General features: G+C 40.7%; 23 protein-coding genes. 12 read left to right on the top strand and 11 right to left on the bottom strand.

What is annotated here, in order from left to right; translation table 11 throughout:
• Positions 1-48 precede the first annotated feature (48 nt).
• The 3 genes from WKV44_01155 to WKV44_01145 are packed head-to-tail and all read right to left on the bottom strand — an operon-like array spanning position 49 to position 2,426.
• Positions 49-975, bottom strand: a complete 927-nt coding sequence (locus WKV44_01155) for a stomatin-like protein (GenBank protein ID MEM5947145.1) — start codon at positions 973-975, stop codon at positions 49-51.
• The gene (locus WKV44_01150) at positions 975-1,904 is read right to left on the bottom strand and encodes a stomatin-like protein (protein ID MEM5947144.1); all 930 of its coding nucleotides are present in this window, start codon (positions 1,902-1,904) and stop codon (positions 975-977) included. The genes WKV44_01155 and WKV44_01150 overlap by 1 nt, the downstream gene beginning before the upstream one ends.
• Before the next feature lie 45 nt (positions 1,905-1,949).
• Positions 1,950-2,426 carry an NfeD family protein gene (locus tag WKV44_01145; protein ID MEM5947143.1) on the bottom strand — a complete coding sequence of 159 codons (477 nt, stop codon included), beginning with the start codon at positions 2,424-2,426 and terminating at the stop codon, positions 1,950-1,952.
• 21 nt (positions 2,427-2,447) lie between these two features.
• Here WKV44_01145 and WKV44_01140 point away from each other — a divergent pair, with 21 nt between their 5' ends.
• Both WKV44_01140 and ppk1 read left to right on the top strand, forming a co-directional pair.
• Positions 2,448-4,034, top strand: coding sequence for an HD domain-containing protein (locus WKV44_01140; protein ID MEM5947142.1), 1,587 nt, complete (start codon positions 2,448-2,450; stop codon positions 4,032-4,034).
• Positions 4,031-6,103, top strand: coding sequence for a polyphosphate kinase 1 (ppk1, locus tag WKV44_01135; protein MEM5947141.1), 2,073 nt, complete (start codon positions 4,031-4,033; stop codon positions 6,101-6,103). Before WKV44_01140 ends, ppk1 begins: the two co-directional genes overlap by 4 nt.
• Positions 6,104-6,198: 95 nt before the next feature.
• Here the strand turns inward: ppk1 and aroA are convergent, their stop codons facing one another.
• From aroA to WKV44_01115, 4 genes are read right to left on the bottom strand one after another with little or no spacing between them, the layout of a single operon-like run.
• Positions 6,199-7,485: a 3-phosphoshikimate 1-carboxyvinyltransferase gene (gene aroA / locus WKV44_01130; GenBank protein MEM5947140.1), complete on the bottom strand. Its 1,287-nt coding sequence runs from the start codon at positions 7,483-7,485 to the stop codon at positions 6,199-6,201.
• A gap of 8 nt (positions 7,486-7,493) precedes the next feature.
• Positions 7,494-8,513, bottom strand: a complete 1,020-nt coding sequence (locus WKV44_01125; protein ID MEM5947139.1) for a diguanylate cyclase — start codon at positions 8,511-8,513, stop codon at positions 7,494-7,496.
• On the bottom strand, positions 8,488-9,099 hold the full coding sequence (locus WKV44_01120) for a chemotaxis protein CheX (GenBank protein ID MEM5947138.1): 612 nt from the start codon (positions 9,097-9,099) through the stop codon (positions 8,488-8,490). The genes WKV44_01125 and WKV44_01120 overlap by 26 nt, the downstream gene beginning before the upstream one ends.
• Positions 9,099-9,455: a response regulator gene (locus WKV44_01115; protein MEM5947137.1), complete on the bottom strand. Its 357-nt coding sequence runs from the start codon at positions 9,453-9,455 to the stop codon at positions 9,099-9,101. Before WKV44_01115 ends, WKV44_01120 begins: the two co-directional genes overlap by 1 nt.
• A gap of 139 nt (positions 9,456-9,594) precedes the next feature.
• Between WKV44_01115 and WKV44_01110 the strand changes: the two genes are divergently transcribed.
• The 10 genes from WKV44_01110 to WKV44_01065 all read left to right on the top strand — a co-directional run bounded on the left by WKV44_01110 (position 9,595) and on the right by WKV44_01065 (position 19,762).
• Complete coding sequence (locus WKV44_01110; protein MEM5947136.1) at positions 9,595-10,734, top strand: hypothetical protein; 1,140 nt, start codon at positions 9,595-9,597, stop codon at positions 10,732-10,734.
• A gap of 306 nt (positions 10,735-11,040) precedes the next feature.
• A complete protein-coding gene (locus WKV44_01105; protein ID MEM5947135.1) occupies positions 11,041-11,736 on the top strand; it encodes a PTS sugar transporter subunit IIA in 696 nt (231 codons plus the stop codon).
• Positions 11,720-12,172 carry a PTS sugar transporter subunit IIA gene (locus WKV44_01100; GenBank protein ID MEM5947134.1) on the top strand — a complete coding sequence of 151 codons (453 nt, stop codon included), beginning with the start codon at positions 11,720-11,722 and terminating at the stop codon, positions 12,170-12,172. Before WKV44_01105 ends, WKV44_01100 begins: the two co-directional genes overlap by 17 nt.
• A 4-nt stretch (positions 12,173-12,176) precedes the next feature.
• Positions 12,177-13,850, top strand: a complete 1,674-nt coding sequence (locus tag WKV44_01095) for a cation:proton antiporter (GenBank protein MEM5947133.1) — start codon at positions 12,177-12,179, stop codon at positions 13,848-13,850.
• A 197-nt stretch (positions 13,851-14,047) separates the two neighbouring features.
• On the top strand, positions 14,048-14,428 hold the full coding sequence (locus tag WKV44_01090) for a GntR family transcriptional regulator (GenBank protein MEM5947132.1): 381 nt from the start codon (positions 14,048-14,050) through the stop codon (positions 14,426-14,428).
• 16 nt (positions 14,429-14,444) lie between these two features.
• The gene (locus WKV44_01085; protein ID MEM5947131.1) at positions 14,445-15,551 is read left to right on the top strand and encodes a DUF5808 domain-containing protein; all 1,107 of its coding nucleotides are present in this window, start codon (positions 14,445-14,447) and stop codon (positions 15,549-15,551) included.
• 227 nt (positions 15,552-15,778) lie between these two features.
• Positions 15,779-16,963, top strand: coding sequence for a diphosphate--fructose-6-phosphate 1-phosphotransferase (locus WKV44_01080; protein MEM5947130.1), 1,185 nt, complete (start codon positions 15,779-15,781; stop codon positions 16,961-16,963).
• A gap of 16 nt (positions 16,964-16,979) precedes the next feature.
• Positions 16,980-17,987: an SIS domain-containing protein gene (locus WKV44_01075; protein MEM5947129.1), complete on the top strand. Its 1,008-nt coding sequence runs from the start codon at positions 16,980-16,982 to the stop codon at positions 17,985-17,987.
• Between the two features lie 11 nt (positions 17,988-17,998).
• Positions 17,999-18,808 carry a PIG-L family deacetylase gene (locus WKV44_01070; protein MEM5947128.1) on the top strand — a complete coding sequence of 270 codons (810 nt, stop codon included), beginning with the start codon at positions 17,999-18,001 and terminating at the stop codon, positions 18,806-18,808.
• Between the two features lie 12 nt (positions 18,809-18,820).
• Positions 18,821-19,762 carry an aldose 1-epimerase gene (locus tag WKV44_01065; protein MEM5947127.1) on the top strand — a complete coding sequence of 314 codons (942 nt, stop codon included), beginning with the start codon at positions 18,821-18,823 and terminating at the stop codon, positions 19,760-19,762.
• Here WKV44_01065 and lptB read toward each other — a convergent pair whose 3' ends face one another.
• Genes lptB through WKV44_01045 form a run of 4 tightly spaced genes read right to left on the bottom strand, consistent with a single transcriptional unit; the run spans position 19,763 to position 23,292 of the window.
• Positions 19,763-20,494, bottom strand: coding sequence for an LPS export ABC transporter ATP-binding protein (lptB, locus tag WKV44_01060; protein MEM5947126.1), 732 nt, complete (start codon positions 20,492-20,494; stop codon positions 19,763-19,765).
• Positions 20,494-21,141 carry an LptA/OstA family protein gene (locus WKV44_01055; GenBank protein MEM5947125.1) on the bottom strand — a complete coding sequence of 216 codons (648 nt, stop codon included), beginning with the start codon at positions 21,139-21,141 and terminating at the stop codon, positions 20,494-20,496. Before WKV44_01055 ends, lptB begins: the two co-directional genes overlap by 1 nt.
• The gene (lptC, locus tag WKV44_01050; protein ID MEM5947124.1) at positions 21,128-21,664 is read right to left on the bottom strand and encodes an LPS export ABC transporter periplasmic protein LptC; all 537 of its coding nucleotides are present in this window, start codon (positions 21,662-21,664) and stop codon (positions 21,128-21,130) included. Before lptC ends, WKV44_01055 begins: the two co-directional genes overlap by 14 nt.
• Positions 21,664-23,292 carry a CTP synthase gene (locus WKV44_01045; protein MEM5947123.1) on the bottom strand — a complete coding sequence of 543 codons (1,629 nt, stop codon included), beginning with the start codon at positions 23,290-23,292 and terminating at the stop codon, positions 21,664-21,666. The genes lptC and WKV44_01045 overlap by 1 nt, the downstream gene beginning before the upstream one ends.
• Positions 23,293-23,397 lie beyond the last annotated feature (105 nt).

Below are 23,397 nucleotides of genomic sequence, written 5' to 3'. Positions count from 1 at the left end.
GGGACGCTCATAGAGCGTCCCCGCTTTTTTCCCCTCCGCAGAAAAAACTTATCCTTTTATATATTTATTAAGATTGGACAAAACCTTATCCACATCCGATATATCAAGAGGCAGGATTATAGACGTATCATCCTTTCCTATACTCTCCAGCGTATTTAGATATTCCTGAGAAATTTGCAGCATAACAGCATCTTCTCCTGCAGAAGATGAAACCGCCTTTGCAAGAGAACGTATACTCTCTGCAGTAGCTTTCCCCAGAGCCCTTATCTCTGCTGCTTTACCATCTGCTTTGTTTATAAAAGACTGCTTTTCTCCCTCACTATCCTGAATAAGTTTTTGCATATATCCCTGAGAATAATTGATAGAAGATTCCATCTCTCCTAAGCTTTTTTCTATTCTGGCACGTTTTTCTCTCTCTGCCTTCATCTGGTATTCCATGGCATTTAAAATAGTAGGAGGAACATTTATATTCTGTATCTCATACCTTATAATCTGTACGCCCCATGGCTCTGTTGCATCCGATATCTCTTTGAGAATCTGAGCATTGAGATTATCTCTTTCTTCAAAAGTCTTATCCAGATTAAGAAGCCCTATGGCAGAGCGCATTGTAGTCTGAGCAAGCTGCACTGTTGCATATGCATAGTTGGTTATTCCGTAGCTTGCTTTAACAGGATCTACTACCTTAAAATAAAGAACACCATCTATTTCTATCTTGACATTATCCTTGGTAATTGCTGTTTGTCTGGGGACATCTATTGCCTGTTCTTTTAAAGAATGCTGATACCGTACTACATCTATAAACGGCACAAGAATATGGAACCCTGCTTCCAGGGTTTTGGAATACTTGCCAAGCCTTTCTACGATAAGAACAGTCTGTGCTGGGACAATTCTTATACTCCTAAAAATCTGTATAATAAAAATAAAAGCTATTATCCCGAGAACAACAAAAATAGGAATAAGTATAAATTCACCCATTATTTACCTCCTTTTATAAGACCGGAGTTACTTGCTGTATCAAAAACCGCCTTAATCTGGCTCAAATCCAGTGGCATAACAGATGTCTTGGAACTATTGAGTATGGTGTTGAGTTTTGCTATAAAGTCCTGAGCAATCTTGAGTTTTACAGCCTGTTTCCCGCCTGGTTCTGCAATTGCCTTGGAAACCTCTTCCAGACTTTCTGCCGTTGCTTCCGCAACTGTCCTTATGTAGTAAGCCTCTCCCTCTGCCTTATTTATCCTTGCGATCTTTTCTCCTTCCGAAGTATTTATTGCGCTCTGCTTTTCTCCCTTGGCAGTATTGATATTGGCCTCTCTTTCTCCCTCACTTTCAAGAATTTGGGCTCGCTTTTCTCTTTCTGCCATTACCTGCTGTTCCATGGATTCCAGAACAGATAATGGAGGTGTTATATCCTTTATCTCATAACGTGTAACCTTTACACCCCATGGGTCGGATGCTACATCTACAGCTTTTACAATATTGTTGTTGATGGTATCACGCTCAGAAAAAGTATTATCAAGCTCTATTTTTCCTATTTCGGAACGCATTGTTGTCTGAGATAACTGTATAGAAGCATATATATAATTGTTTATACCGTAGCTTGCTTTGACAGGATCTACTACCTTTAGGTAAAGCACTCCGTCGACAGTAACCTGCACATTATCCTTGGTTATACATGATTGAGGGGACACATCTATTACCTGTTCTTTAAGTGTATGCTTATATGCCACTTTCTGGATAATAGGTATAATAATATGCAATCCTGCACCTAATGTCTTGCGATACTTACCAAACTGCTCGACAATCCACGCTTCCTGTTCCGGTACAATCCGTATCAGTCTGAAAAATATGGTGAACACCAGCCATAGGATAAAAAAGCTTATCAGATAAGATAAAAAAGTCCCCATGTTCTCTTCTCCTTTTTATTAATTATTTAAAAAAATAACGCTTTCTTAATCATTCTGAGTTTTATCAAATAAAGGCTCATCTGCTGCACTTACGATAAATTTTAACCCTTCTTTTTCCAGGATGATTGCATAAGAATCCTTTCTTATAGGCTCTTCATCATAAGTTATGGCAGTCCAGAATGTCCCTTTGTATCTTATCCTGCCTGGTTTGTCAGAGCTTATATCCTCTACAACCAGAACCTTTTCTCCCTCTCCTTCTGTATCCTTTTCCGGATCTATTGTTTTTCCTGCAAAAAGAGGTGCTATAAATCTTCTTAAAAGAAAAAGAGTAAGCATGGAATTTATTGCCCAGAGTAAAATCTGGAGAGGTATGTTGTCTCGTATGGGAAGAAAATAGGTTATAATAGCATTGATTATTGCTCCTGTGCCGAAGAAAAATATAACAAAGCCGGATACCCAGAACTCGGAAAGAATAAGAACAAGCCCTCCTATAGCCCAGAGGACAGGTATGTATGTTTCCATATTTCTACTATATCAAAATATATGTTTTATTCAATAAGAAGAATATGTAAATGGATAGAAAAATCATATATAGTATTAATAATGACAAAAGGCCAGAATCAAAAAGCAGTAGCTGTTCTCGATATAGGTTCCATAGCCCTGCGTCTGGTAATAGCAGAGCTTATCCCAGGTAAAGATTTTAAAATTCTTGATAGAGCTGTGAGAAACTGTGCGCTTGGTAAGGATGTTTTTGAAAACGGCTTTGTTTCTGAGCCTGTTTTTAAAGCAATGAGAAAGATATTAAAGGACTATAAAGAGCTGCTTTCCTCATGGGGGCTCAAAACTCAGGATGTGCGTGCCATAGCTACCAGCGCATTGAGAGATGCAGAAAACAGAGATACCATCATAGATAGAATAAAAATTGAACTTGGATACAATATAGAAGTTGTTGAAGGCCTAGAACAAAATCATCTTACCTATCTGGCGGTTGATAGAGCTCTCAGAAACTATCCTGTTTTTTATGAATCCGGCAGCCTTGTTGTAGAATCAGGTGGTGGAAGCACGGACATAATCATTCTTGACAGGGGGGCAATGGTTTCTGCGCATTCTCTTGATTTGGGTACTGTCCGCTTGTTAAAGCAGCTTCCCCCTCGTAAAAGGAACAATGCTACTATTGAGCTTCTTGTTAAAGAAAACATAAGTGCTACCAAGTCTTTTCTTAAAACGGATTTTAAACTTGCAGATATTTCCACATATATTGCAGTAGGCGGAGATGCCCGTTTTATGGCTTCTATAAAGGGAGTACAGGAATCCCCCTCTTTTAAGGCTGTGGAGAAAGATTATTTTTACGATTTTTTGGATGAAATAGAGGCTATGAGTCTGGATAGGCTTGTTGCACGTTTTTCTCTTTCTTATTCTGATGCCGAACATCTTTTTCCTGCATTGCTTATTCACAGCCACTTCCTTGCGGAGACAAAAGCGGATTTTATTATTGTCCCAGAGGTCAGTATGCGAGAAGGTGCTCTTATAAGTATGTCTATGCCGGATAAAAAAGGTATAAAGCACAACTTTTACAGACAGATTATGGATTCTGCTCGGAATCTTGCAAAAAGGTATTTTTGTGATATGAGACATGTCGAGCAGGTTAAAAAGCTGGCTTGTATGCTTTTTGATTCTGTTTCTGTTTTACATGGCCTTACGGAATATGAAAGGCTTATTCTTGAAGTTGCTGCTCTTCTTCACGATGTAGGACGGTATATTAATCCTGCGTTACATGAGCTTCATGGTAGCTATATAATAAAAAATTCCGAACTTTTTGGTCTTTCTACTTTAGAAATAGAGTTAATTGCTGATGTCGTATCCATGCATAGGGGAGATTTTAAGACCTTTTCTTCAAGAAGGGCTGATAATGTTCTTCTTGCAAAAAAACTTGCTGCTATTCTCCGTGTTGCAGATGCTCTTGATAGCGGGCATGTTTCTAAGATTATGGCTATTTCTGTGGATATAACAGAAGATGAGGTTGTTCTCTTTACAGAAAAAGAGGAAGAACTTGTCACGGAAAAATATGCATTGGCTCAGAAGTCGGATTTGTTTAAAGATGTGTTTGCAAGGAGGATCAGACTTGTATGAATGGAGTTTTCTTTAATAGGGACGTTAACTGGGTAGAATTTAATGCTAGGGTTCTGCAAGAAGGGATAAGAGACGATATTCCTGTTCTGGAAAGGGTAAAGTTCTTTGCGATATTTGGTTCTAATTTTGATGAATTTTTTAAGGTAAGGGTTGCTGCACTAAGGAGACAGTGGAGGAGGGGAGATATTAAGACCTGTCCATCAGGGATGTTGCCTTCTGAAGCTGTTGTTGCCATTGAGAATAGAGCTCGCGAGCTCTATTCTCTAGCCTATGCTGAGCTTAAATCTTCTTTACTTCCTGCGCTAGAAGAAAAAGGTATCAGTGTTGTTTCTCCTGAGTCTGTGCGTTCTTCTCTGAGAGCTTCTATGGAATCTTTTTTTGACGAGAGGATTTTTCCTATTCTTACTCCCATAGGGCTTGATGAGGACTTTCCTTTTATCAATGGTGAGCTGTCATATGTGTATATCCTTTTTAAAGATGGAAAGAAGGCTCTGGTCAGGATTCCTCCTTCTGTAGATGGTGTTCTCTGCTTTTTTACGGAAAAAAAGCGTTCTTATCATGTTTTTACGGAAGCTCTTGTGGAGTTTTTTTGTTATAAGCTTTTTCCCGGAATGGAGGTTGAGGATTCTGTTGTTTTTAGGATTGTGCGTGATGCAGATCTTTCTGTAGATGAGGAAAGGGATGAGGATTTTATAGAGGCTATGGAGGCTGTGATAGAAGACAGAGAAGTAAGTATGCCTGTTGCTTTGTTTATAAGAGGAAATAATTCTTCTCTTGTCTCTGATGTAATTTCTTATGTGTCTCTGGAGGAGGCTGCTGTTTTTTTTGCTGGTTGTCCGGTTGCTCTTTCTTCTCTGTTTTCTTTATATAATGTTAATCGTCAGGATATTAAGAATGAGGTGTGGCCCGCTCTTCTGCCGCCTGAGTACGATGAGGAGCTTACTATTTGGGATAATATCAGGCGAGGTGATATTCTGTTTTTTCATCCGTATCATTCTTTTTTGCCTGTTATCAGGCTTGTTGAGGATGCCGCAGTGGATCCTTGTGTATTGGCAATAAAGATGACTCTGTATAGAACCAGTACTAATTCTCCTATTGTTGCAGCTCTTGAGAGAGCTGCAAGAAATGGTAAGATTGTTGTTGCTGTTGTTGAGCTTAAGGCTCGCTTTGACGAGCAGCGTAATATTGCCTGGGCAAGAAGGCTTGAACGTGCCGGTGCTACAGTGCTCTATGGTATAAGGAATCTTAAGGTCCATGCCAAGGCTCTTATGATTATAAGAAATGAGGATGACGGGCTCAGGCGTTATGTTCATGTTTCTACGGGAAATTATAATGAAAATACAGCTCAGTTTTATTCTGATATAGGGATTATGACAGCCAGGGAGGATTTATGCACTGAAATGGGGCTTTTTTTTAATATGCTTACGGGGTATACGGCTGTAAACAGGCTGGAAAAGCTCGCAATGGCTCCTGTAAATCTTAAGGAGAGGTTTATTTTTCTTATAGATAGAGAGATTGCAAGGAAGCGTGACGGTGAGAATGCAAGGATTATTGCAAAACTCAATTCTCTTGTGGACAGGGATATTATAGAATCTTTGTACAGGGCTTCTTGTGAGGGGGTTGAAATTTTTTTGTGTGTCAGGGGTGTGTGTATGCTTGTGCCGGGTGTGTCGGGGTTAAGTGAGAATATTTCTGTTATCAGTATTGTGGATAGGTTTCTAGAGCATTCCAGGATTTTCTATTTTGAGAATGGGGGAGAGCCGGAGGTTTTTATTGCTAGTTCTGACTGGATGCCAAGGAATCTGGAACGAAGGGTAGAGTTGCTTGTGCCAGTGGAGAGGAGTTTTGCCAAAAAACGCATCATAGATGTTCTTTCTTTTTATTTTTCTGATACTTCTCATGCTTATTGTCTTGATGATTCTGGATCTTATGAAAGGGTGGAGGGGGTGTCTAATAGGCGTGCACAGCAGCTTATGTATGAGTATTTCAGAATGGTGTCCGATAAGGGGGGAAGGGCTGGGATCTCTGATGGTGTTTTTAATGTGAGAAGGAGTCCTTCTTCCAGCTAGGTTCTTGTTGTGTTATGCTTTTGCCGAAGGCAGGAGGAAACGTGTCTTTCTGTTTTGTTTGCTGATTATGTTAGTTTCCGACGTTCGGTATTGTGTTATTCTTTTTTTATGCTGCTGTTTTGTGTGCATTTTTCAAGCTGCTCGTAAAACTCAGGAAAGGTTACTTCTGCTGCTTCTGCGTTTTTTATTGTGATTGGAGCTTCTGCTGCTAGGGCTGCTGTCGCTATGGCCATTGCGATTCTGTGGTCCTCATGGCTGTGTGCTATGCCGCCTCTGAGGGGACAGGGTCCGTGGATTTCCATGCCGTCCGGTTTTTCTGTAATTTTTGCGCCTAGTTTTGTAAGTTCTTTTGTCATGACGGATATTCTGTCTGTTTCTTTTTGTCTTGTGTGTTCTGCATTGTATAGTCGTGTGGTTCCTTCTGCATAGCAGGCTGTGGCAGCGAGTGCGGGTAGCGCGTCCGGTATGCTGCTCATGTCTATGTCTGTGGCTTTGAGTTTGCTTGGGCCGTTTATTGTTATGCTGTTGCTTTTGCTGTCTATGCTGTAGTCTGCTCCCATTTTCTTGAGAATTTCCAGCACTTTCTTGTCACCCTGTGGGTCTGTGTAGTCTAAGTTGTGAAGCGTAAGGTCAGATCCTGTTATTGCTGCGGCACAAAGGAAGAATGTTGCAGAGGAATAGTCTCCGCTTATTTTTTCTGTAAAGGCTGTGTATTTTTGTCCTGAAAGGATTGTAAATCTTTTATAGTTTTCTCTTGAGTATTTTATTTTTTGTTTGTTCAGCCACCATAATGTCATATCTATATAGGGATGTTCCTTGAGTAGTGTCAGTTCTATTGTGCTTTCTTTTTCTGCCATCGGGCATGCTATGAGCAATGCAGAGAGATATTGGCTTGTTGGGCTGTATAGCTTTGTATATCCGCCTTGTAGCGGTCCTGATATCATAAGGGGGGCGCATCCGTTGTTTCTGCTGCTTATGGCTTTTGCGCCCAGGTTGTTGAGGGCTTCAAGAAGTGGTTGAGCACTGCGCCTTCTTATCTGTTTGTCGCCTGTAAAAATAGTCCATCCTTTGGTTAGTGCGGCTATGGCAGTGAGAAGATAGAGTGTAGTTCCTGAGTTTTGTACGTCTATTATTTCTTCTGGTGGAGATGGTGCACCTGCTATGCCTGTTATTTTAAGTCCATCCTGCGTTTTTTGTATATCTGCGCCAAGTATGGAGCATGCTTTTTTGCATGCCTCTGTATCTCTTGATACAAGAGGGGCTTTTATTATGCTTGTTCCTTCCGCAAGGCTTGCTATTATAAGTGCCCTTATTGTATGTGACTTTGATGCAGGTATTTCTACGCTGCCTTTTAAAGCGGATGGAGAAATTGTTATATCCATGCCGAAGATTATAGAGAATAGACGCAGTTTTTGCCAGATGCTTTTCCCAACAAGAGTGCCTGGTCTGCTTTTTTTATATATTCGTATACGCTGTTGGCCTTATTGTCGTATGCTGCAACACCAAAGGTCAAAGTTACCTTATGCTCTTTTCCGTCAAAGAGGAATGTGGCTTCTTCTATTTTTCTTCTAAGTTTTTCTGCGGCAATAAGTGCTCCTTCTTTCTTTGTATCAGGAAGAAGAATGAGAAACTCTTCTCCGCCCCATCTTGAGATGGTGTCCTGTTTTCTTAGGTTGTGTTTAAACAGTTGTGAGACTTTTACCAGTACGTAATCCCCGCAGTCATGTCCGAAATTATCGTTAAAGCTTTTAAAAGAATCTATATCCGCCATTATTATGGAGAAAGGGGAGCCTGTTCTCGATGACCTTCCCATCTCTGCATCAAGACGCTCTTCCATCTCGCGTCTGTTTCCCAGCCCTGTAAGAGGGTCTGTTCTTGCTGTCCTTTCCAGCTTTTTGTTGATATTTTTAAGCTGTTCTTCTGTTCTTTTTCTTCTTTCTATTTCTACAATTGCCCGGTCTTTCATCTCCTTGTACATTTGTATTCTTTTTACAAGGTCTGTTACGTCTTCTACCGTAAAAACGGCACAGGGGGTGCCTGCTATCTGTGATAGGGTTATTGTTGTGTTAAAAAAGGCTTCTCTTGTTATTTCTTTTTTTGCATTTTTTACGTTTTTATATAACTTCTTATGAAGTTGGGGGGATAATATTACGGGTGCGCCTTCTTTAAAAAGCATTTCCATTAGAATTTTATATTTATTATTGGATAGTTCCGGAAGGAAGTCTCTTATATCTCTTCCTCTGACGTCAAGTTCTTCTATGCCTGTAAACTCTGTCATTCTCCTGTTCCAGAAAAGCACAGTCCAGAACTCGGTTATAAGAAAGAGACCTGTGGAAATAGCATCTAGAAGAGCCAGAGATGCAGGGCTTATGGGCTCTTTTCCTTTATTTAATGGATTTATAATGTCCATCAATTTCCTTTAACAGTTGTTTAAATGGGTTTACTTCCATCAATATTACAATATCGCCTTCTATATTGAGGCTCTTTATTGTAAACCTAGTTCTTGCAAGCAAGAAAGAATATTCTTTATGCTTTTCCTCGTAATTTTCAAATATTTTTTCTGGTCTTGCTTCTATGTACTTGGGTACGCTGTAGTGCACTGCAGAGGAAAACATATTGGAGAATGTGCCCATTACTGAGTTTAAGACTATATTGCCTACCTCTGCTAGGGTGCCTGCTCTGAGCTCATCGATATCGTCGTCGTCCTGCATATCGTTTAAAAGCAGTCCAATGAGGTGTTGAGCGCTCTCAGGAGGAAAAATGAGCAACGCCAGACCACTTATATTACCTTCGAAAGGTAAAAATACGGAGGATATCTTCTCCGGTGCAATAGAAGAAAATTGCTGCAGTATCTCTTTTTCTGTCAATATGTTTATCTCGGGAACATGCATCTCTATATGAGAGTTTAACAGAGTGTTGAGGAGACTTGCAGCTTTTCCCACCCCTATGTTCATTATCTCTTTAAGATAATCGAGGTGGATTTCCTTGATTTCCATTACTGTACCTCTTGGAGTGCTTTTTTTAGGTCCTCTTCTGTGAGCGGCTTGTTTAAGAATGCTTTTGCTCCCAGGTCAAAGCATTTTTTTCTTGTTGTTTCCTGTGTATCCGCAGAGACTACGATTATAGGCAGCCTTATGCCTTTGTTCTTTATCTCTTCCAGTACTTTAGTGCCGTCTATCCCCGGCATAAGGAGATCAAGAAGCAATATATCAGGCTTGATTTTTTCTACCATTTCTATTGCCTCGGCACCGCTGGAAGCTTCTTCTATCTCATAACCTTCTTTTTCTAGTATTTTTCTTGCTATTTTGCGGGCAAGGAGTGCATCATCCGCTATCAACACCTTTTTTGCCATATTCTACTCCTCTGTCAAAGTATCTATTACCAATATAGTATATCTGGTAATTTATTCAAGAACATTTATCTTAACAAGTGGAAAGAGCCTGCCGATTTTAAATTATATCATATAAAAATACTCAGTAAAGGAATTTTTTTTGAAATCATGTAAATCGGTTCTTTTGTTTTTTTCCCTGATATTTGGGGCTGTCATACATGCTGACCCGTATACTGATGACAGATACGGTTTTATTGTAGAGCCTCCTGTGGATTGGCAGATAACTCAATCCGAGAAAGGCCTAACAGCTACTTCTCCGGATGGATCCGTTGTTTTTCAGGTAGCGGCTTTTGAGTCGGATAAGTTTGAGTCCTCCATGGATATAGCAGCGGCTTTTCTGGGTGCAATGGAAGCAAAGGGAGATACGGCTGGCTTTGTTGCCTATGATAACAATGACTGTATACTGGCTGATGCGAGCTTTGATGTCGAGCAAGGTAGTCTCAGAGGCTTTTTTGTCTTTATAAACGATGCACCCATGGATTATATAGTTATGTCCTATGCACCTCAGGAGCTTTATGACAAGGTGTCTGATCTTATTATAAGTTCTGTAAACTCCTTCTCGCCTTCTCAAGAAAGGTATTTTTATCCGGGCCCTATATCCCAGTTTTTCTATCCCGTAGATGGGCCTCAGAAGAAGAAGTATAAGCTCAACATATTGGATACCGATTTTGCTATCAATATTGATCCAGGGGAGGAAGATGCCTCTCAGGTTATGATAGAAAGAGAAGCCAGAATTCTTATGACTTACAAGGATGAGCTTGCATATCGTGCATGGGAAAGATATTATAGGCTTATAACAAGAGATCAGTATGTACGGCTTGCTCCTCTTGTTTCTCAGCTTGAGGAGATACTGGCAAAAAAGAATATCGATGTCCAAGATTATCCCAATGTTCTCTTAAAATGGCTGCAGGGCTTTGATTTTAAAAGAAGCGGTACTATCTCCGACCTTATCCCGCCTGTAAGCTGTCTTACGCAAAAAGCTGGTGATTGTGATTCTCTTGCCCTGACTTATCTTATAATTCTCCATTATTTTGGTTTTGACGGTATTCTTATGCTTTCTTCCGAGTATGCGCATGCCATGGCAGCAGTTGATACTGCCGGTGATGGTGCACGCTTTTCTCATGATAGGAAGAGATATCTAGTCGCAGAACTCACAGACGATGTGCCCATTGGTATGATTGCCAGTGATATGTCCGATCCTGCAAAGTGGATAGGTGTGTCGATTTTTAAATACCAATAAAATAATAAATTATATGCCGAACGGACTTTCCGCAGCTTTTGCTGCGGATTTTTTTGCAGGCTGCGGCAAGTCCTGCCTACGGCTCATATGCGGAGCATGATTTTTTCCTGATGGTCTTTGCCAAAGGCAGCAGGAGACGCGGCTGCGTCTCCTGCGTTCGGCATAATTATTATTCTCTTTGTAATGTGTATAGCTTTATTATGAATAAATAGACAAAAAACTCATAAAAGACTTTGAGGGCTTTTCTTTTTTGAAAAATAGTATTATATCTAAAAACAGGGGAAAATAGCGTAAAATGGAGGAAATATGCTCGATTCCTATCCGCCTATTTTGACGACAGAAGAGGTAGCAAGCATTCTGAGACTTAGTGAGAGGACTGTTATAAAGTTTGCCAAGGAGGGAACTATCCCTGCTATGAAGGTGGGGGGACAGTTTCGTTTTAGCCGTGATAAGCTGATTGAGTGGATAGATGCACAGATGAATGGTAAGAATTTTGACGAGTGGGAGAGTTTGCCGAGATGGCACGGAGGTATAGCAGAGTTATTGTCGTCAGAGACTGTTCTTACGGGTTTTTCTGCTGTCAATGAGGAGGAGGCCATAAGAAAGCTGTGCGAGCATGCTGCAACTATGGGGAGGACAAGGGACTCTGATGAGCTTTTTAATCTTGTTCTGCAGAGGGAAAAGCAGTGGAGTACCTGTATGGGGCATGGGCTTGCATTTCCTCATCCACGGGCTGTTGATGCTTCGCTTGTTCCTGAGTATGTCCTGCTTCTTGCAGTAAGTCCTGAAGGGGTTCCTTTTAAAGGTGGTGAGGAGTCTGTAAATATCATAGGTTTTTTTGCTATTCCCAATTTGCAGCTGCATCTTAAAATTCTTGCGTCCCTGACCAATCTTCTTTCTGACGCAAGTGTAAGAGAAGATATAATTGCGGTGGATAGTGCAGAAAAAATAATAGAGATAATTTCCAAAGCGGAGGGAAAACAGGATGAGCGAGAGTTATAAAAAATATCTTTCCAAAAACAGTGTGTTTTTTCTGAATGTAAAGACCAAGACCGAGCTTCTTGATGCTATGGCTTCACGGGTAGTGGCAGAGGATTCTTCTCTGGACAAATCAGAGCTTGTAACAAAGCTGGAAGAGCGGGAAGAACTTATGAGTACCGGGATGGGGCTTGGGATAGGTGTGCCTCATCTTAGGTATTCTGCAATAAAGAATCCTAGAGTTCTTGTAGGCATCTGCAGAAGCGGAATACAGGATTATGAGTCCATGGATGGACAGCCGGTCAAGATAGTAGCCATGATTCTTGTAGGCGAGTCACAGCATCAGGAATATCTTAAGATACTTTCCGAGCTTATGAAAAAACTCAAGCAGGATGATGTGAGAAAAAAGATTCTGTCGGCATCATCTCCAGAAGAAGTCTATAATATATTGATAGGATGAGCATATGGAATTTTTAAATGAGGTTTTCTCAAAGATTGCAGAAGGACATCTTAATATTTTGCTTTTGCTCGGGCTTGTTCTTTTTGGCGGGACCATAGGTGCAAAGTATTTTAAAAAGATAAAGATGCCACAGGTTATAGCATATCTTGTTCTTGGTATTATTGTTGGAGAAAGTGGGTTCAAAATACTTTCTTCTGATTTTCTTGTTTCTTTTGAGCCCTTTAATTACTTTGCGCTTGGCCTCATAAGCTTTGCCTTGGGGGGCGAGCTTGATTTGGGAATACTAAAAAAGCATGGTAAGGTTTTAAGCTGGGTGCTGTTTTTGGAGGCCTTTGGTGCTTTTATCTTTGTAGGTACTGGATTTTTCTTTTTGTCTTCTTTTGTTTTTGGTTTTAATACGGCTCTTGTTATTGCTCTTCTTGCGGGGTCCATATCCGCAGCAACTGCGGCTGCAGGTACAACAGATGTCCTGTGGGAATATAGGGCAAAGGGTACTATGACTACTACGCTCCTGGGTGTCATTGCCCTGGACGATGTTCTTGCCCTTCTTCTTTTTGCCATAAGCTCCAGTGCAGCTTTTGCAATACTTGGTCTATCTGCTAACACCCTGGAGAATATAATAAAACCTGTGTACGAGATAGGTGGCGCAAGCCTCTTGGGATGGGGAGCTGCCAGGGTATTGTCCGGACAGCTTAAGAATTATACAGAGGAAGAAAGAATATTTGTCTTTACAATGGGTATGGTGATTCTTGTTCTTGGCATTTCTCTTATTCTTGAGGTGGATATGCTTATGGCTGCAACTGTTATGGGCTTTTCTCTCAAGAATTATGCACCCAGAAAAACAACGGTTATACTCAAGTTGCTTGAGAAGTTTGCAGGGCCTATTTATCTTCTTTTCTTTGTCTTTGTAGGTGCAAAATTGACGCTCTCCTCCATGACCCCTCTTATGTTTCTGTTTATAGCTGCTTTCCTGGCCTTGAGAATGGGGGGAAAGTGGGTAGGGACCGCCTTGGGTGCAAAGATAAGCGGAGCTCCTTCCAAGATAGGAAGATACTTACCTTTGTGTCTCTTTAGTCAGTCCGGTGTTGCGATAGGTCTTTCTCTTATTGCTGCTCAGCGATTTCCGGGAGAAATAGGACAGACAATACTGGTTGTTGTAACTACCACGGTTTTTATCGTACAGCTTATAGGGCCTGCTTTTACCAAGGTCGCAATAGAGAAGGCAGGAGAAGCAGGATTAAATATAACAGAAGAAGATATTTTGGCAGGCTCCAGGGTTTCTGATCTTGTTAGACCCAGACCGGAAGTAATATATAACGATATGCCTCTATCTGCAATACTCAAGGTTTATGCAGAATCCGATCAGAACTTTTGGCTGGTCGTGGATAAAGAAGGCAAATATAGAGGTGTGATAGGTTTTGAGAATCTTAGAAATGCCCTTGCAGAGCCGGAGCTTCAAAACTTTATACTTGCAGAGGACATTCTTACTCCGCTATCTCAGCACATAGAGCCCGAGCTCAGCCTTGCAGATGCTGCAAGAAAGCTAAGACAGGCAAACCTTGATGCGATACCTATTCTGGATAAAGAAGGAAGAGCCCTGGGGGTTTTGGAAGAACGTGAGATTAATCAGTATGTCCACAAAAAACTGCTTGAGGCCCAGAGTAAGGCTGAGGCTTAAATTTTTGTAATAAATATAGATATTCTCGTATAACATACCCCCCGCAACGATGTCTTATGACAGGTTGCGGTTTTTTTACAGTATTTGTTTGGAATTATACGATGAGTGGCAGCCTTCTGCTCTTATAAGAATTGCCAGGGTTGACTAAATTTGCGATATCTGTTATATTTGTTATATAACAGATATAAGGGTATGATATGTTGTGGTCAGTTGATTTTTCGTCTGATATTCCTATATATAGGCAACTTGCAGATCAGATTATCTCTTTTATTGCAGAGAAAAAGCTCAGACCAGGTGATAAACTTCCGTCCATACGAGAGTTGTCAGGCGACCTTGGTATAAATTTGCATACAGTAAACAAGGCTTATAAGCTTTTGGCTGATGATGGCTTTCTTGTTATGACTCCCAGCGGTGTCTTTGTTAATGCATCGGGTATACCTGCTCCTGATCTGGCTTTCTACAAAAAATTGGATTACGAGCTTGAACGCATGGCTGCAATTTGCATTGCACGTGGTGTGGAAAAAGCAGAGCTTATAAAGCGACTGGATGAGCAGTGGTCTAAAAAAGATATAAAATAAAACCGGAGGAATGTGTATGACTATTTTATCAATATTTCTTATTGTTCAGTGGTTGATTCTATGGGCTGTTCTTGCCATTACCCCCTTTCTGCTTCCTTCTTCGGAAGCCTTTGGCATAAACCTTCCGGATACGGAGGAGGTAAAGCGTATTGTAAAGAGGCTTAATAAAAATTATTTTTTTATTATGTTGGTATCCGGCGTGGCGATTTTTCCTATCCTTGTCTCTGCAATAATGAAGGCGGAAGATGCCTTGCTTTTTAATACATATATCCTGAGTTTTACGCTTACACTTGTATTTGCAGCCATAGCTTATTATATAAACCACAGCAAGCTTAAAAAAACAAAAGAGCAGAGAAATTGGGCACAGGTTTTGCCGCAGGTTGCAATGACCATGCCAGAAATAAAAAAGAATCTGGTATCGCCATGGTATTTTCTTCTGTATCTTCCAGTAATTGCTCTTACTCTCATAATCCCTTCTGTGTTTTGGGATAGAATACCGGATAGCGTTCCTTTGCGCTATGATATACAGGGGAATCCTGTCATCTTTATAGAAAAGGGTATAGGCTTTTTGCTATGGCCTGTTCTTATGCAGGGGTTTATCTGTCTTATCATGGGATTTGTCTATCTTAGCATGCGATTTACAAGGGTAAGGCTTGATCCTTCTAACCCCAAACTCAGTGCTCAACAGCAATCTGTTTTTAGAAAACGATGGAGCATTTTTACCGTATTCGGCGGATTGGCGCTATGCCTTCTTTTTATGATGTTCCCTCTGTCCGCTGCTTTTTCTCTTGGACCTTCTGTACAGTTTGTAATTATTTTTACATGGACGATTGGGATTGTCCTTTGGGCTATAATTTTGTCCATAAATACAGGGCAACTCGGGAGCAGGATTACATCAAAACAGTCAGGCATAAAAAAAGCAGCTCAAATGCCGGATGAGGACAAGTACTGGAAGGCCGGCGTGTTTTACTACAATCCGGATGACCCTTCTGTGTTTGTTGAGAAACGCTTTGGTGTAGGGTTTACGCTCAATTGGGGTTCCAAGCTTGCATGGCTGATACTTGCGGGCTTTATCATAGTGCTGACTAGTTTTATAATTGTTGTAAATATTCTCACAGCATAAGTTTTTATTTTATACCGAACGGCCGCCTCACAGGCGGCCTTTTTTTATAATGAAGTTAGAAAAAAGCGGCAGGCTTTCCGCCTGCCGCGTTCGGTTTAAGGTATTTTTAGAATTGCCTAAGATTTTTCTTGACAAATTGCGATAGTAATATTATAAGTTAAGTATAAGATATTATTCATTGTAATAAATAGAATAATTAGTTTATTTTTAAAACCATGGAGGAGAAGATGAAAGGTAATGCTCTTGTAGGGCAGTCGGGCGGGCCTACCGCTGTGATAAACGCTAGTCTTTTGGGTGTTGTCGAGGCTGCTCTTTCTCAGTCTGATATCGGGCATGTTTATGGCATGAAGTATGGTATAGAGGGATTTATGGCCGGTGAGCTTGTGGATTTTGGTACTTTTGACAGGGGGCATCTTAAAAAGCTTAAGCATACTCCGGGTTCTGCGCTGGGTTCTACGCGTAAGAAGCTTACGGATGATGATTTGCCTACTATCAAGGAGCTCTTAGAGAAGCATAATATCCGATATTTCTTTCTCATAGGCGGAAATGATACTATGGATACTATAAATCGTGTTGAGCAGTATTGTCGTTCTGTGGGATATGAGCTGCGCGGAGTTGGTGTGTCCAAGACTGTGGATAACGATCTTTTTGGTACCGACCATACACCTGGGTTTCCGTCCGCTGCTCGTTATGTTGCTCTCTCTGTTTTGCAGGGAGGAAGGCTTGCTGCAGATATGCAGCGTGTGGATAAGTTTGTTGTTCATCAGACCGTGGGACGTGATGCTGGCTGGCTTGCTGCTTCTGCTGCACTTGCAAAAAAGAGAGAACAGGATGCTCCGCATCTTATATATATTCCGGAGAGGCCTCTTGTAAGGGATAAGGTTATTACAGAGGTTGAGGATGTTATAGCGCGATATGGATGGTGTTCTATTGTTATAGGCGAGGGAGCTTTATGGGATGACGGTACTCCTGTATCTGCAACACAGGTAACCGATTCTTTTAAAAATCCGGAGTTTGGTGCTATGGGCGGTGCTTCTGCTGCTCTTTCTTTGCATAAGCTTATACGTGAGTCGCTTGGCGTGAGAGGAGAATTTCAGATCACAGAGTCTCTTCCTATGTGTGCATCCGACAGGGTGTCTTTGATAGATAGAGAAGAGGCGTATTCCTGCGGACAAACTGCAGTGAACTATGCTATGGCAGGCAAGAGTGGGGTTATGGTTACAATAGAGAGACTTTCTTCTGTTCCATACAAGTGGGGACATGGTGAGATTGCTCTCTCAGAGGTTGCAAGAAAGACCAAGCCCATGCCGGATGAGTTTATTGCCGAGAGTGGCAGCTATGTTACAGATGCCTTTATTGATTATCTTGCCCCGCTTGTGGGTGAGCTTGAGGATTATGCAGTGCTTTTCTAAGCACATGGAGGTTTTTATGAAAAGAGATGATAAGAGATATACGCAGTTTTCTCTTGTAAAGGAAATGGCTGAGACTGCTTTTGTTGTAAAGAATTTTCCTTATGACAGGGTTACCGGCTATCCTCTTGATTATAACAGGGTTCTGCTCACAGGAGAGGGGTCTTCTAGAATTTTTCCTGCAAAACAGTTGCGTGCAAAGGCGCTTAGAAGCGGCTTTGGCCAAGTTTTTATAACAGATGGAGCTACCCAGAGCAAAGAGTACATGCTTGATAATACGAGCGTGTTTGTTGCATCCAATTCCGGGAAGACTGCAGAGGGGGTAGGATTGCTTAAATATATGCAGGAAAACAACATCAAAGCTTCTACCTGTGCTGTTGTAGCCCATGATAATACTCCTATTGCGGATATGTGTGATAGCAAGTACATTCTTGGCTGCGGCAATGAAGAAGCTGTTGCTGCTACAAAGTCTGTGGTAGAACAGGCTTTGTTCTATGATGTTCTTTTTTCTGCTAAGAATAATAAGCCTTTTACAAAGGGTGATGAGCTTTCTGAGCTTATAGATAAGGTTCTGTGGACAGAGCTTGACGAAGATTTTGTAAGAATGGTTGCTGATGCTCCCATGTTGTATTTTGCCGGAAGAAACGACGGGGTTGCCGAAGAGCTTACGCTAAAGACCAATGAGATTACAAGGAAAAAATCGGATTTTCTTGAGGGTACTTATGCAGTGCACGGCATAGAAGAGGTTATGAATCCAGAGGAAACCCTCATTCTTATAGAACCATTTGTGGAATTGGAAGAAAAGGTAAAGAAAGCTCTTGCAGATGGTGTGGGAATAAATGTTGTAGCTATAGCTTCCAGAGAAACTATGTTCCCTACTTTTGTTATCCCCGATGCTGGAGAGCTCAATCCTTACCTCCTTCTTGTAGCAGGTTGGAACCTGCTTGTGGAAGCAGGAGTGAGATTGGATATAAATCTTGATAAGCCGCAGAGGGCAAGGAAGATAGGAAACGAGTTTACAGGTTGATAGGAGTTGATATGTTAAAAAGCAGAAATCCTAAGACGGGTGAGGTTATAAGAGAATCTGTACCCGATAAACACTTTAAAGATTGGCAGGGCAGAGATGAGAAGTGGCTCTTTATTTCTCCTCATGATGATGATGTTATAATAGGTGGTGCTCTTCTTATTCAATGGGCTCTTATGAATAAAGTATCTGTTGACGTTCTCATCGTAACTGATGGCTCCATGGGATATTGTACAGAGGAGCAGAGAGATAACATAAAAGAGATAAGGAGAAAAGAGACAAATGCTGCATTTGCTCTCCTGGGAGTAGATGAAGTAAAATGGCTGGGTTTTCCAGATGGAGGGCTTCGCCTGTATCAAGGCAGACGTGCAGCACAGAAGGATGAGGCTGCAGCTATTGCAGGGTATGTGGGACTCCAGAATTCTTTTACATATTGGTTTAGAAAGTTAAAACCAACAAGAGTGTTTATAATGGCTGATAGCGATTATCATCCTGATCACAAGGTCGCACATGAGGAAGCGATTATTTCTCTTTTTCATGCCAACAACCAGATATGGCCAGAGCTTGGAAAGGGTAGGGATTTTTTTCCGGCCGTCTATGAGCTTGCTGCCTACTGTGATTTTGTTTCTCCGCCCACTATAGAGATATGTGCAAGGACTGAGATGTTTAATAAAAAGCTCAAGTCCATAAAGGCTTTTTCTTCTCAGGAGGAGATTATTGCTCCTCTTGTAAGAATACTTGAGGACAGGGGCCCTTATGAGTATGTGAGGGAGTTTGACTTTAAGCTATATGATCCTCAGGTATACAAAGCACTTTTTGAATAGACAGGGTTAGTAATGAGCAATTCCGGGAGAATAGAAAGGCTGCCTTCTTTTGTGGAGTTGGGAGGAGACTGGTTGCCCAGACTTGTTCTGGTGCCGGAGCTTGGAGGAATGATTAGGCAGATTGAATTTATTAGAGAAGGGCGGCCTTTCCCGGTTTTGCATGATGACAGTGACGAAGAACTTGTTGCAAATCCATGGTTTAGGGGGCGCTTCCTTTTCCCTTTTAACGATAGAATTCCCGATGGCAAATATACATGGGACGATGTTCAATATCAGCTGGAGATAAATGAAGAAAGGGATGCTATACATGGTTTTTTATATAGACAAAGTATGGAGAGGATATCTTCCAGCAAAAGTCCAAGTGCTCAGTGGATAAGGCTCTTTTACCAAACCGATGGTACTCACCCCGGATATCCGTTTTTATTAAAGCTTGTGATTACTTATCAAGTAAGTCCTGACAGGGTGGATATCCAAGTTGACATAAAGAATACCGGTAAAACCTCTGCTCCTCTTACATTTGGCTGGCATCCTTATTTTTCTTTGCCGGGAACAAAGAAAATAGACGATGTTATTTTGACAATACCTGCGTCTAAGTATGCAGAAACAGATGCAAGATTTTGTGCTACAGGTGTCTTAAGAAGTGTTGAAAACACCAGATATGATTTTAGAAAAGGTAGAAATTTGGGTGAGTATGACTATGATATGTTCTTGGCCTGTCCTTCCGGATGGGCTTCTCTAGAAACGCCTTTCTGTATGTTGAGAATTGAGTTTAATGGTGAGCTGCTCAAAGGGTTTCAATTGTTTGTCCCTCCAGACAGGACTTCTGTTGCTCTAGAGCCTGTGACAGCCCCTGCCAATACTTTCAATCATCCGGAATTAGGATTGATAGCACTTGGACCAGGTAAATCTATATCTTCCCAGATTCATCTGGCTATGTATTTTAAAGAAACCTGATTAGAGTTCAAAGTTTTTTCCCAGGTATATCTCTCGTACATGAGAATGTTCTGAGATATATTTACTGTCACCTTCTACCAAAATTGTGCCTTTATCTATTATGTATGATCTTGATGTTATTTCCAGTGTGTCTCTTGCGTTATGGTCTGTTATTAGTATACCTATATTTTTTCTTGAAAGCTGTTTTATTATTTCTTTTATTTCGTACACTGCTATTGGGTCAATTCCTACAAAAGGTTCATCAAGCAATAGAAAATTGGGTTCGATTGCAAGTGCTCTTGCTATCTCTGTTCTTCTTCTTTCTCCTCCGGAGAGCGTATAGGCTTTTTGTTTTTTTATGTGTGTTATGCCCATCTCATCAAGCAATGATGTAAGCTTTTCTTCTATTTCTTTTTTGTCTAGGTCGCCTCGTGCTTCAAGAATTGCCTTGATGTTTTCTTCTACTGTGAGTCTACGGAACACAGAAGCTTCCTGTGGCAGATAAGAGATGCCCAGTCTTGCTCTCTTGTACATGGGAAGTTTTGAAATGTCATGGTGGTCAAAAAACACTCTGCCCCTATCGGGTTTTAGAAAGCCCACTATCATATAAAATATAGTAGTTTTTCCTGCACCGTTTGGACCAAGGAGGCCTACTATTTCTCCGGTCTTCATCTCTATTGATGCACCGTTTACAACAGTTTTTTTGCCAAATCGTTTTATCAGATTTTCTGCTCCCAGAGTATGTGTATTCACTAGTTTTCTCCCTGAGAAGTGTTCTCTGATTTCTTTTTCTGGATTATTTGTCCCTCTATTTTCCCTTCCATTGTAACGTCTTTTGTCTCGAGATCCACGATTACTCTTTCTGCGCTATATTTGTCTTCTCCTTTGTACAATATGGGGGAACCGGATAGTGTAAGGATTTTTTTATCTCTGTTGTACTTTGCAAACTCGCTTCTGCCTGTTATATCTTCTTTAAAAAGTCTTACGTTTATCTGTATAAAAGCCTGCTTGTTTTTCTGATCGTAGTCTATTATCTCTGCTTTTATTACTGTATTGTTTTTTTTGTCCTCAAGTATGATGTTGCCTTCTATGTGGGACAGTTCTTTGTCTCTGTCAAAGAAAAGCTGTTGGGCCTGTATTAAAATTCCATCTTCTGAGTCAGAAAATCTTACATTTCCTATACACCTGACGTATCTAAAATCAGTACCAGACAGTTCTATCTTGTCAGCTGTCATTTTTTTGCTTCCGGCGTTTACTATGGCGTTTCCCGAGAGTATTGTTTTTTCTTTACCTTTTGCAAGGGTTGCTTCCAGGTTGTCAGCAGAGAAAAAGAAATCTTCTGCAAAGATGAGAGTGCTTGTTGTAAGAATAAAAACAGTAATTAAACTAGTTCTCTTCATAATGGCCTTCCGGCTTTTTGTCAAAATTAATTTTCATTTCTTTTGTATCAGCGGAGAAGCCTTTTCCTGTTATGTAGTAATTTTCTTTTTTTATGGATATTTCGGTTTCTTCTGGTGCTTTTATGGTATGGTTATTTTTAGAATATGATAAATTATGTCCTTCTAAAGTAAAGTTTTCAGAAAAATCTTTTAGTATTACCTTCCCTGTAATTTCTATGTCCTCTGTTGCCTTGTTGTACTTGCCTTGATCTGCAGTAGCTTCTCTTGTTATTTTGCCTTTATCGTCTAATTCTGCAAAATACACCTGACTCAGAACAAGAATGTTGCTTTCTCTGTATTCTTTTGCTTCTTCTGCCTGTATTTTTGCTAGGATATTGCTGTTTCTTACCACAGTGTGTCTGAAGTTGTTTATAACAAGACCTGGGTACTCTTCTCCTTCTTTTTCCCATTGTGCTTCCGAATAATCAAAGCTGCAAGATGCAGTTATTAGAGTTATCAGTACGGGAAAAAGATATTTGTTCATCAAAATAGTTCCATGCTTTTTTTGTTTCTTTTGTTTTCCAAAGCAGCACCTATAAATCCTGCAAAAAGAGGATGAGGTTCCATTGGTCTGGATTTGAACTCCGGATGGAATTGTACACCTATTCCCCACGGGTGCCCCTCCCATTCTACTGCTTCTACGAGGTTGTTGTCCGGGCATATGCCTGCTATTTTCATGCCTGCAGCGGAAAGCTGCTCTCTGTATTTGTTGGAAAACTCATATCTATGTCTGTGTCTTTCTTCTATTATATTACTCTTATATATCTCTCTGAGTTTGCTATTTTCGGCAAGTTCTGCGGTGTATTTCCCAAGGCGCATTGTTCCACCCATCATTGTTATATCTATCTGTTCTTCTAGAAGGCTTACTACTGGATGAGGTGTGGAAGGAGAAAACTCCGTGCTGTCCGCTTCTTTTAATCCAAGTACGTTTCTTGCGTATTCTATCACCATTATCTGCATACCTAGGCATATTCCAAGATATGGAATATTGTTTTTTCTTGCCCACTCTGCTGTTCTTATCATACCTTCTATGCCTCTCTGCCCAAATCCACCAGGAACAATTATAGCATCTACATTCTTAAAGTATGCTTCAAGGTTATCCGATTTTTCCAATAATTCTGCATCGATTTTTTTGAGCTCCACTTTGCAGTTGTTTGCTATCCCTCCGTGGTATAATGCTTCGTCTACGGACTTATACGCATCTCCCAGGTCTATATATTTACCTACAAACCCTATTGTAACCTTTTCTTCCGATGAGCTAAAAACTTGTACTACTCTTTCCCATTGAGAAAGGTCCGGTTGTTTTGCTTCTATTCCAAGTTTTTCCAGAATTATATCGTCAAGTCTTTGTTCTTTAAATATTATTGGGATTTGATAGATAGTATGTTCTACATCATATGCAGATATGACTGCTCCTGGTTCTACGTTGGTAAAGAGGGCTATTTTTTTTCTCATATCGTCATCCAAGATATGGGGGGCTCTGCATAACAATATATCAGGTTGTATACCTATGCCCTGCATCTCTTTTACAGAGTGTTGTGTTGGTTTTGTTTTGAGCTCTCCTCCCGATACCATTGGTACAAGCGTAAGATGTATGGACAGGACTTTATTATGCCCCTTCTCATGAATCATCTGTCTTTCTGCTTCTAGAAATGGAAAAGACTCGATGTCACCTACAGTTCCTCCGACTTCTACGATGGTTATATCCGTATCGCTAGAATCGCCTATACTCTTTATCCTGTGCTTTATTCTATCCGTTATGTGAGGAATAACCTGTACTGTTCTTCCCAGAAATCGTCCTTCACGCTCCATCCGTATTGTTTCCTGATATATCTGACCTGTGGTTATGGAGTTATCTCTGGATAAAGGGGAATGTGTGAATCTTGCATAATTGCCAAGATCTAGATCCGTTTCTGCACCGTCATCCGTAACATAAACTTCGCCATGTTGAAAAGGGCTCATGGTTCCTGCGTCCACATTGAGATACGGATCTATCTTAATCATTCTTACTGTCAGCCCCCTAAGTTCTAGAAGGCTTCCTATAGAAGATGCTGCTATGCCTTTACCTAAGCTGGAACATACTCCGCCTGTGACAAATATATACTTTCCCATCTTTTTTCCCTTTTCTTATATTAAACTTTTTATACTATTTCATACACTAGTTTTTATTGTCAATGCTTTCTTGACAACGGACGAAACTAAAACCTAAACTTTATT

This window comes from Spirochaetia bacterium 38H-sp (assembly GCA_039023545.1).
Taxonomy (GTDB): domain Bacteria; phylum Spirochaetota; class Spirochaetia; order Winmispirales; family Winmispiraceae; genus Rarispira; species Rarispira pelagica.
The sequence above is the reverse complement of the archived record's forward strand: the minus strand, read 5'-3'. Positions and strand labels throughout refer to the sequence as shown.